A 6136-nucleotide genomic window follows, 5' to 3' on the forward strand; every position below is an offset into this window, starting at 1 on the left:
ACGGATGAATATATCTCAGAAATCACTCAACGTTTGAATCATCGCCCAAGAAAAAGACTCAGCTTTAAAAGTCCGAGTCAGGTATTATGGCAACAACATGGTGTTGCACTTCAAATGCTAATCTAAGTATCTAAAAATAATTAATATCAACCACATAAAACTCAAAACCACACTTTAACAATTTATCGCCGAAATGCCTTTGACTTTGAGTTGTTTAATATTTTTGTAATATTTCTTTAATATTAATGACTTATTTGTAATCAATAATGAGCGCCAAGAGACAGAAGTCTGATGGATAAAAAGACGACTGAATAACCTTTTATAGACGAATCAACAAAAAGTCTTTCTTGGAGCTACACATGAAAAAAACACTTTGCGCATTAGCAGTTGGGGCAACATTACTTACACCAGCTTTAACAATGGCTGCTGACGTAAAAATTTATGGCCGTGCGCATGTTTCTTTAGACTATCTTGATGATGGTGCTGACTACAACGAAGTTGGTATTTCTTCAAACTCTTCACGTCTAGGTTTCAAAGCTGAGCAAGAACTTGAAAACGGCATGACTGTATTCGGTCAAATTGAACAAGAAATTAACTTTGCGAGCGGTTCAGCAAATAGTGATCTTGAATTTGCAACACGTGATACTTTCGTTGGCTTAAAAGGTAACTTCGGTCAAGCACGTGTAGGTCGATTTGACAGCCCATTCAAAGCAGCACGTGGTCCAGTTAACTTCTTCGGCGACATGGTTGGTGATGTACGAAACGTAACACGTGTAGGCAACTTGAAGTTTGATGAGCGTAATGCAAATACCATCGAATATAAGTCACCTAAATTTGGCAATGGTTTTAATGTATTAGGTGCTCTTTCACTTCACGAAGCGAATAGCCCAGATGCTACAAAAAATGGCTCTAAAGACAAAGATAAAGCATACGACTTAGCTTTAACTTATAAAGAAGGCAACGTAGACTTCGCTGCTGCATACGAACACTATGAAGAAGAAGCAACAAGTGGCGAACGTGATGGTTTCCGTATTGCTGGCGCATATAAAATCACACCTGATTTTAACTTAGGTGGTATGTACCAATTTCTTCAACATGACAACTCTGATGCAAACCCTGACACGCAAGTATTCGGTGTAGCTGGTGAATATAAATTTGCACCAAAAACTTTAGTCCGTGGCGAAGTATTCTACCGTGATGTTGATGCTGATGATGCAAACTCAACATTACTCGCTGTTGGCCTTGAGCACCGTCTAGACAAAGCAGTACGCGTCTACGGCAACTTAGCAACTGTAATCAATGATGACAAGTCGAACTTAACACCATGGAAAGAAGGTCGCACAAACAGCGTAAGTGGTGTCGCAGGTGAAAATAGCCTTGGACTTTCTCTCGGTATGCGTTACGACTTCTAAGTTAAGCAGTCCAAAAAATTAAAAAAAACACGCTTCGGCGTGTTTTTTATCTGACAAGTTTGAATCTAGAAAAGGTTATTGCTGCATTAGAATTCATACTGATCAATCTAGAAATGACCTCATTTTCTTAGTTTTTGACTATTCACAACAGTAAGTAGAGTCTTACTATTTTAAATCAAATCTTCTAGACTCATTTTATTCCTTACGCAGTTTTTCTTATTTGCTAAATGCAATAAAGCAGGCTTGTCATTCGCATACCCTAGTTTACTGTGTCAGCGACTACAAAATTCATTAAGGGAATTAACATCGCCTTTAGACAAACAGTTGTGAATCATGTTTTTAAGTACCAGACACCTTGATGAATTTAAAAATCAAAAATACCAGTCAACTTCTTAGCTGACTGGTATTCAATACAGAGTTATTGTTCATGTAAAGCTTAACGTTTCAAGAAACCTGAAACCAAATTTAAAACTTGCTGAATATCTGCATTGGCCTCTTGTGGATTAGTTTGTCCTGCCTGAGGGGTTAAAGAATCAATGATCTGCGGTAAAACTTGTGAAATAGCACTATATACATCTTGTTTAGGCGCATTGACTTGTTGTGCAACCTGTTCTACATCAGCATCATCAAACAGGTTCTGTACCTGTTCTGGATTTACGCTGGCATTTTCTCCTGAGCCAGTCGATACCCAATCATCCACTTGACTGCTTAAGCCTTGCCCTTTGAGCTTATCCAAAGCCGCTTGTAAACCACCTTGCTGTTGAATCCACCCCAAAATCAAAGGCAATACAGCGATCAATAAACTTTTTCCACCACCTGAAAACCCAGAGTTCTGAGCATTTGACGTTTGTTGTGACTGCGCACCAGTTAAACCACCCAACACCGAACCTAAAATATCACCCAAACCACCCTGTGATGATTGCCCTGATGTATTTGTTCCAAGTTGTCCCAATACAGAGCCCAAAATTCCACCCAAACCGCCTTGTTGGTTTGACTGTTGCTGCCCTCCCATAGCCTGCTTAGCCAAGATTTCTATAATATTATTAAGGTTCGTCATCGTTTTATCCTTTGTAAGTTTTAAAACAGCATACGATGTTTAAATGGAGCCTACACGGATAAATTGTTAATTTTTGCTATGACTCAAGTCATATACGTCCTACTACCAACGAAATTTGTTCCAGTTTTCAGGGTTCGCCCAAAATTTTGAATTAAACCAATCTGGCACATGCTTATAAGTTAAAATATTAAACTGCCATAACGCAAAGTCTTGTTCGTGAGTTGTTTTATCTATGAGTTGAGTAAAGCCCAAAGCACGTAACAGTTGCTCATCTTGTAACTGACTGACCACCACAATCCGCTTTGCCATCAAATCTCTTAAACGCACCAATACTTGTGATTTTTGTTGCTCATTCACATTTTGCATTTCAATTGTATCCAAAAGCACGAAACCCAAGTCATAGCGCTGTGTAAAAGGCAGACTTAAAAAATCAGATACGCTAAAATATTGCCATTGAATAGATTGATGATGATCTGGGCTAAGATTTTGCCCAATGCATAATGCAGTTGAAATAGGCTGTTCTTGAGATAAATCGTCTAGCATAGAAGTAATGACGTTCAGTTCAGCCATAACCGCATCCTTAATATTAAGTGAGTAATTCTGTATGGAACTTCAAGGCATTTGCCATAAAATGCATGCAGGTCTTAAGGACCTTAGTGTAACTGATCAACATACACACAAGGCAAATGTTGAATATAAATTTATTTTAGATCGTTCAGAAGTTGACCTTCCTTTTAACTTAGGTCAAGAAATCGAAATCGAATGGACTGGTAAAATCTTCTGTGTCTCGTGCGGTGCTAAAACGTCTAAATCTTTTTCACAAGGTCATTGCTTCAAGTGTTTCAAAACTAAGGCCTCTTGTGACATGTGTATCATGAAGCCAGAAACCTGCCATTATCATTTAGGGACTTGTCGCGAAGATAGCTTTGCCCATGAAGTATGTTTTCAACCACATATCGTCTATTTGGCGAACTCAAGCGCACTAAAAGTTGGTATTACCCGGATTAGCCAAATGCCAACCCGTTGGCTTGATCAAGGAGCCACTCAAGCACTACCCATTATGAAAGTAGGCTCACGTCGCCTTTCAGGTCAGCTCGAAATCATGTTTGGAACGCAGGTTGCAGACAAAACCGATTGGCGTAAATTACTCAAGGGTGAAGCTGACCCATTAAACTTGATTGAAGTCCGTGAACAATTGCTCGAAGAGTTTTCACCTAAAATCCAAACCATTCGAGATGAATTTAGTCAGAATCTTGAGTTCAATGAAACGGTCGAAATTTTGGAAACCGAATTACCACGTGAATTTGTTTATCCAGTTGAGCAATATCCAGAGAAAATCAAATCTCACAACCTAGATAAAACTCCAGTCATTCGTGGCAAATTGCAAGGCATCAAAGGTCAGTACCTAATTTTGGATACTGGCGTAATTAACATACGTAAATATTCAGGCTATGAGCTCAAAATCCGTGCTTAAGCGTACTTCTCCCTAAGGCGAATTACTTCCCTTTAGATATAAAAAAACCTGCACGAATGCAGGTTTTTTTATTCGATATGATTATTTAATCTTTGCATGTGCTTTTAAGTATTGCACATAATCTTCTGACTCTTGCTGACCGCGAAGCTGTTGATATAGCTTAGAAAGCTCTGCCAACTGTTCATCCGTCAACGCATTAGACGTCGTCTTGTTTACATTTGATACTGCGACTACGACCATTTCAGTCGGCAATAATGCTGTTGTTACAGACCATTGCCCAGCTTTTGGCGTCGCCTGGCTAAATGCCGCACGCTCAACTACACGAGGAAGACCTTGCGAACGAATAAACACTTGCGGCGCAGTAAACGTTAAACCACTCTTCGCAACAACTGATGCCGCTGGTTGAGTTTTAAAGTCTTTTAAACTTTGCGCAATCTTCGCTTTCGCCGCTTCATACGCTTTTTGTTGAACTAATTTTGCTTTCACGCGTGGAGTTGCTTCTTGAAGCGTTTGCACACCTGCCGCATGGTAATCACGTACTTTGACCCAGACAACATCACCATTTGTAAGTTGAATACTACTGGTCGCGTTACGGTCACCGTTTTTAACGTCATCGTTAAACAGTTTCACTTTTACTGCTGCATTGCTTAATACAGGATGCTGTGTAGAAAGCGTCATACCTTTGACAGTTTGAACTTGTACGCCTTTCACTTCTTGTGAAACCACATCCAAAGCATCAGAATCTACAACTTGCTCATTTAAACTATTTACAGTGTCTGAAAACGCATTGGCTGTTTTACTTTTTTGAACTTCAGCAGTAAGTCGTGCTTTTTCAGTTTCAAAAGATGGCAACTTCACAGCAGGTGTGTCAGTTTCAATGACATGATAACCAAATTCAGTTTTAACAGGTGCAGACACTTGACCGGATTTAAGTGATGTTACAGCTTGATCAAAAGCATCACCAAATGTACCTTTGTTATAGACTGCCAGTACGCCACCATTAGACTTAGATGCTGTATCTTCAGAGTATTGAGCCGCTGCGGCTGCAAAGCTTGTGCCTGCTTTAATTTTTGCAACAACTTCTTCTGCACGCTTCTTCGCTTCAGCATCTGTACGCGTATCTACAGTAATTAAGATATGTTTCACCAAAGGTGCAACATTTTGCTTCTGTGCTTCAACAAACTGAGTATAAGCTTGTTGTAACTCAGTATCAGTGACTGGTGATGTCGTAGCAGGAACATTTGCAGGTGTTAACAACACATAGTCTACATCTACACTTGCTACTTGTTTAAATGCTGATGGATGTTGCTTGTAGTAGTTAGCAATTTCTTGAGCTGAAACACTGATGTTCTTTTTGTATTCATCAAGATTTACATTGGCAAACTGTACGGTACGCTGTTCTGTTTGCAAATTCGCAATCTGCTGAATATCTAATTTACTCACCAAAGCATAATCAGCAAAAGTAGAACGCATCATTTTTAATGCATGATCTTGGCGCAGATTTGCAACCAAAGCATCACTACTCATTCCAACAGATTGTAAATAGCTAGAATACCGTGTTTCAGAAAATTTTCCATTTTCTTGAAAACTTGGTTGCTGAGCGATCATCTGTTCAATTTGAGTATCACTAAGTGAAATGCCTAGCTTTTCCGCCTGTTGCAACAACAAGGTATTAGAGATCAGTTGATCCATTGCTTTATCTTTGATAAAGCTTTGATTCAATAAAGTTTCATCACCATTGGCATAAGCCAAGAACTGTTCTTTAAAAGACGCTGTTAGTGTTTCTAGTTCCTTTTCAGAAATATCTTGACCATTGACTGATTTTACAGCGTCTTTTGATCCGCTACTAAAATATCCTTCAATACCTACAAGTGCTAAAGGGGTCAAAAACAAAATGAGTAAGGCTTTGCCCAACCAACCCTTAATAACTTTACGAAAAGATTCCATAAGTATTCCAATATTTTATTTGCACGAGATTTTAACTGAAAAGTAGCAATGAATGAATGTGTTATCGTCACATTTTCTAATGTTTAATAAAAAACGCGCCGAAATGGCGCGTTTAGGATTTATTTAAAAGATTAAGCAACAGAGTCTTTTAAACCTTTTCCTGCTTTAAAGCTTGGTACTTTGCTTGCTTTAATTTCTAAAGTAGCACCAGTTTGTGGGTTACGGCCAGTACGTGCAGCACGTTCT

6 protein-coding genes are annotated in these 6136 nt (G+C 39.0%); 2 read left to right on the forward strand and 4 right to left on the reverse strand.

Annotated features, from left to right (window positions below; all coding sequences use genetic code 11):
• The first annotated feature begins 359 nt into the window (after positions 1-359).
• Positions 360-1412 carry a porin gene (locus GBI16_RS17225; protein WP_086209199.1) on the forward strand — a complete coding sequence of 351 codons (1053 nt, stop codon included), beginning with the start codon at positions 360-362 and terminating at the stop codon, positions 1410-1412.
• Positions 1413-1848: 436 nt separating this feature from the next.
• Here GBI16_RS17225 and GBI16_RS17230 read toward each other — a convergent pair whose 3' ends face one another.
• Positions 1849-2469 carry a YidB family protein gene (locus tag GBI16_RS17230; RefSeq protein ID WP_086209200.1) on the reverse strand — a complete coding sequence of 207 codons (621 nt, stop codon included), beginning with the start codon at positions 2467-2469 and terminating at the stop codon, positions 1849-1851.
• A gap of 102 nt (positions 2470-2571) precedes the next feature.
• Positions 2572-3039, reverse strand: a complete 468-nt coding sequence (locus GBI16_RS17235; protein ID WP_086209201.1) for a DUF6231 family protein — start codon at positions 3037-3039, stop codon at positions 2572-2574.
• 34 nt (positions 3040-3073) lie between these two features.
• On the opposite strand from GBI16_RS17235, the gene GBI16_RS17240 reads away from it, so the two are divergent.
• A complete protein-coding gene (locus tag GBI16_RS17240) occupies positions 3074-3943 on the forward strand; it encodes a DUF2797 domain-containing protein (RefSeq protein ID WP_110975748.1) in 870 nt (289 codons plus the stop codon).
• Positions 3944-4024: 81 nt separating this feature from the next.
• Here the strand turns inward: GBI16_RS17240 and GBI16_RS17245 are convergent, their stop codons facing one another.
• Both GBI16_RS17245 and GBI16_RS17250 read right to left on the reverse strand, forming a co-directional pair.
• Positions 4025-5890, reverse strand: coding sequence for a SurA N-terminal domain-containing protein (locus GBI16_RS17245; RefSeq protein WP_151707542.1), 1866 nt, complete (start codon positions 5888-5890; stop codon positions 4025-4027).
• A 131-nt stretch (positions 5891-6021) separates the two neighbouring features.
• A partial coding sequence (locus GBI16_RS17250; RefSeq protein WP_171494582.1) for an HU family DNA-binding protein occupies positions 6022-6136 on the reverse strand: 115 nt, incomplete at its 5' end.

The sequence above is a fragment of the Acinetobacter sp. TUM15064 genome, from assembly GCF_008980265.1.
Classification (GTDB): domain Bacteria; phylum Pseudomonadota; class Gammaproteobacteria; order Pseudomonadales; family Moraxellaceae; genus Acinetobacter.

Excerpts from the sequence above, each read along its gene's own strand:
- GBI16_RS17230 (WP_086209200.1), bottom strand. The coding sequence starts at position 2,469 with ATGACGAACCTTAATAATATTATAGAAATCTTGGCTAAGCAGGCTATG.
- GBI16_RS17245 (WP_151707542.1), bottom strand. The coding sequence starts at position 5,890 with ATGGAATCTTTTCGTAAAGTTATTAAGGGTTGGTTGGGCAAAGCCTTA.
- GBI16_RS17235 (WP_086209201.1), bottom strand. The coding sequence starts at position 3,039 with ATGGCTGAACTGAACGTCATTACTTCTATGCTAGACGATTTATCTCAA.
- GBI16_RS17240 (WP_110975748.1), top strand. The coding sequence starts at position 3,074 with ATGGAACTTCAAGGCATTTGCCATAAAATGCATGCAGGTCTTAAGGAC.
- GBI16_RS17225 (WP_086209199.1), top strand. The coding sequence starts at position 360 with ATGAAAAAAACACTTTGCGCATTAGCAGTTGGGGCAACATTACTTACA.